Annotated in this window: 3 protein-coding genes; all 3 read left to right on the top strand. The window is 60.4% G+C overall.

Annotation, left to right across the window (positions count from 1 at the left end; translation table 11 throughout):
* The first annotated feature begins 118 nt into the window (after positions 1–118).
* A complete protein-coding gene (locus VGI36_12250; GenBank protein HEY2485916.1) occupies positions 119–688 on the top strand; it encodes a DUF1214 domain-containing protein in 570 nt (189 codons plus the stop codon).
* The gene (locus VGI36_12245; protein ID HEY2485915.1) at positions 685–1,263 is read left to right on the top strand and encodes a DUF1254 domain-containing protein; all 579 of its coding nucleotides are present in this window, start codon (positions 685–687) and stop codon (positions 1,261–1,263) included. The genes VGI36_12250 and VGI36_12245 overlap by 4 nt, the downstream gene beginning before the upstream one ends.
* Before the next feature lie 427 nt (positions 1,264–1,690).
* Positions 1,691–3,234, top strand: a 1,544-nt coding sequence (locus tag VGI36_12240) for an APC family permease (GenBank protein HEY2485914.1), incomplete at its 3' end; no start/stop codon positions are given.

Genomic DNA, 3,234 nt, shown 5'->3' with positions numbered 1-3,234 from the left:
GGTGCCGCGTTCCCACGGCTACCGAACGTCGGGCGCTATTTCCCAGCGTAACGAATCTGCTTGGGCCAACGTAGTGGCCTCGTAAAGGGCTTCTTTTGTCATTTGGTTGAGGCTGCCGATGAAACTGGGGATGATGATTTCGGCTGTGCTGGTCGGAACTGCGCTGGGCCTCTTTGCTACCTGGCTTGCCGTCGTGCGGGTCGCCGCGCTGGGCGGAGTGGAGAATGGTTCGTGGAGGACCGATGTTGCCGCCGGTAATCCGCGCGGCAACCCGTACACGCGCGCGAGGGTCGCGCTCCACGGATTTCTCGCGCTGAACGCCCGCGAGACGGTCTATTACACGGCAACCCACGACGGCGAAGGCCAGCGGCTCGACGGCCGCTGTGTGTACGAGATTTCAGGCCACGATCCCGATGCGCGGTGGTGGAGCATCACCGCGTATGGTCCCGACGAATTTCTTATTCCGAACCCGGCGAACCGTTATTCGGTGTCCAAGACCACGGTGGTGCGCCGGGCTGACGGAGTCTTTCTGGTGCAAGTGGGCGGTGCCAATGGCGGCGCCAATTGGATTCCGCTCGGGCCCGGCCGCTTCTCGCTGAGCTTGCGGCTTTACAATCCTGGCCCGCGGGTCGCGTTCGACCCGGCCCAGGTTGTGCTGCCGACAGTCAAGAAGGTGAGCTGTCCATGAACCCGCGCGCACGAGACCTTGGATCGTGGTTGGCCGCCACGCTCGCGATCGCACTCCTCGTGCATTTCGGCACGCTCTACGCGCTGCCGCGGCTGGTCATGCGACGCGCGCTCAGGACCATGGGAGAGCCGAACGCAATGCACTTCGGGACGCGGCCCACTGCCGCTTCGCGCGTGGTGGTGCGCCCAAGTCCCGACATCCTGTATGCAAGCTGTCCATTCGATTTGTCGAGCGGGCCCCTGCGGGTTATCGCCAGTGTGCCACATTCGACTTACTGGTCGGTCTCCGCTTTCGACGCCGCCACCAACAACTTCTTCGTCCGCAATGATCGTGAAGTGACGGGCGATTCTCTCGAACTCTTGCTGGTGCAACGCGGCCAGACCTTACCGCTGTCGGACAACGCGCTCCAGCGCGTCATCGTCTTCGCTCCATCGAAGCGAGGCCTGCTCCTTTCTCGCACCGTAATCGACGATAACCAGCATCTGTCCGCCCTCGAGGCGCTTCAGCGCCAGGACCGCTGCGCGACAGCGCGCGCAGATCCCGAGGCTCAACGAGCCGGTCAGGGCAGCCCCTAGAAGCAGGTGACCGGTTGGGCGGCGGGCACCGGGCGCTCTTCAAAGCTGCGAGCACTGTCTGCGTATTTTAGGAAAACCCAAAAAGTAATTTCCGCGCTTCCAACCTTCCATCTAGTGTCTATCCAACTTTCTATGTAGAACTGGAGACAATTAACTCGCTGTGTATTTGCGATACAGATAGTTAATATACAACTTTCGGTCGAGTAGCTGCGTCTGCACTTCACACGCTGAACAATAAACAGGCTGCGCTTGCCTAGCGAGCGGGCACGATCAGCAGCATCGTGTATCGTCGGCGCGTTGCAAATTGCAGGAAACGCGGAGCGCATCGTCTGCTGGCATCCTTCTTGAGTAGGGGCGTCGCGCGGCTTTTGGTTCGAACGCGTCTCGCACCACGGGTCGAGCGGTGGCCAAACCCGAGGAGGAAAGGATGGCAGAGAAAGCAGAAGTCAAGATGGTGCCGACGCTGGGTCTGACCGGCGTTACCGTTAATGCAATGGCGCTGATCGCTCCGGGCGCTTTTCTGTGGATCACGTTCGTATTGCAGGCGGGCTACGTGTTTCCCTCGGGTCTGGTGATGTGGGCCGGAATCTTCGTAGCACTGCTGCTTGCCTATGCCACTGCCTTGTCATATTCGGAGCTCGCCAAGCTCTACCCCGGCGCCGGGAGTTCCTACCTGTTCGCCGAGCAGGCATTTCTCAAGACCACCCACGCCTACCGGTTCGCGCGAATCGCCAAGTTCGTAATCGGCTGGGCGTCTCACCTGTACTACTGGGTGTATCCCGCGGTCATGGTTGCGACAATGGGAGTATTGGTCGGCTATATCGTCGGAACCATTTCCCCCACCACGATGAACGCGGCAGTTCCGGGACCGGTCTTCATGGCGCTGGTCGCGGTTATCTTCAGCTACTTCGTCGCCTACATCGCGTTTCGCGGAGTGAGCGGATCCACCAACGTGGCGATCGCGATTAACGCGATTCAGATAAGTGCGTTGCTGTTCTTTGCCGCGCTGGCAGTTGCATACCGCATCGGGCACCCTGCCGGATCGACCGGCTTCGGACTGGACGCAAACGGCAATATGGTGGCGTCGACCCTCAAATACAGTCTGAGCGGTGATCATCCCGCCCATCCGAGTGCGCTGTCGGTTGTGCTCCCGCATCGGTTCGACTGGTTGATGCTGCAGGCGACTATCGCAATCCTACTTCTGGTAGGTTTCGAGTCGGTCACGGCGCTGGGTGAAGAGGCAATCAACCCCAAACGCGACATCCCCCGCGGCGTGTTGCTCTCGCTGACCATCCAGGGGCTGTTCTGCTACCTGATCGAATACTTTGCGGCCAACTACTTTCTGAACAGCGCCTATAGTCTCGCCGACGCAAAAGGCTCGGCTGCCCCGATCGGCGACATGTGTGTGATCATCGGCAACACCCTGCTGGGCGGACACGGCCAGGCCTTCATGCTGATCGAGGCGTTCACCGTCTTTCTCGCGCTCATCGGGACCACGCTGAGCTGCATCAACACGGGTGCGCGTGTGACCTACGCGATGGGCCGGGACGAGGAGGTACCCGAGCACTTCGGAATCCTTCACGGCGAAAACCTGACCCCCCACCGCGCGATCTGGGTGCTGGCGACGATCTCCGCGGTGATGGGAGCGTACGGAGCGATCTTCTACTTCGCCGGTGGTTCAGCTCCCGACGACAAAACCATCGCAACCCTGCCGCACGATATCTGGTATGCGCTGGGCATGAGCTCCAACGCCAGCCTGTCATCGCTGCCCAACGGCCTGCTGCTGATTACCTTGTTGTCCAACTTCGGCACCTTCCTGCTCTACGGCCTGACCAACATTGTCTGCATCGTGGCTTTTCGCGAGCACCATGAGTTCAGTGGCTTCAAGCACATGGTGGTTCCAGTATTCGGAGCGGTCGCGAACTTCGCCTGTCTCGCCTTCTATGTGATCGGCCCTCTGGAAGGACTCGG

Source organism: Candidatus Binataceae bacterium (assembly GCA_036495685.1).
Lineage (GTDB): Bacteria > Desulfobacterota > Binatia > Binatales > Binataceae > JAFAHS01.
This window is presented reverse-complemented; position numbering and strand designations above follow the sequence as displayed.